The sequence below is a fragment of the Pollutimonas rozaliensis genome, from assembly GCF_048751585.1.
In the GTDB taxonomy this organism is placed as follows: Bacteria; Pseudomonadota; Gammaproteobacteria; order Burkholderiales; family Burkholderiaceae_B.
In genome coordinates this window covers 1-238 of record NZ_JAZHOB010000353.1, presented here as the reverse complement: position 1 = coordinate 238, position 238 = coordinate 1, and the positions used below count along the sequence as shown (strand labels likewise).

Here is a 238-nt window from a genome sequence, read left to right as displayed (position 1 = left end):
CGACTTTTAGCGATGCATGGGAAAGAGGCAATTAACCATTTAATGGCTTGTTAACTTAATGGCTTGTTAACTTAACAACTTCTTAACTTAGTAGTTTAAGACTATAAAAACCAATGGCAGTCGCAACCAAGGTTAAAAGCACATGGATGCCAATCAAGGCTAAACCTTGCCATACCTTGCCGGTATTCAACAAAGTAAACACTTCGGCACTAAACGTGCTAAACGTTGTCAGTCCCCC

At 40.3% G+C, this 238-nt stretch carries 1 protein-coding gene; it reads right to left on the bottom strand.

From position 1 onward, the window contains the following. Positions 1-82: 82 nt before the first annotated feature. Entirely contained in the window at positions 83-232 is a 150-nt protein-coding gene (locus tag V0R37_RS23210) for a CrcB family protein (protein WP_420376705.1), read from the bottom strand. Between the last annotated feature and the right edge of the window lie 6 nt (positions 233-238).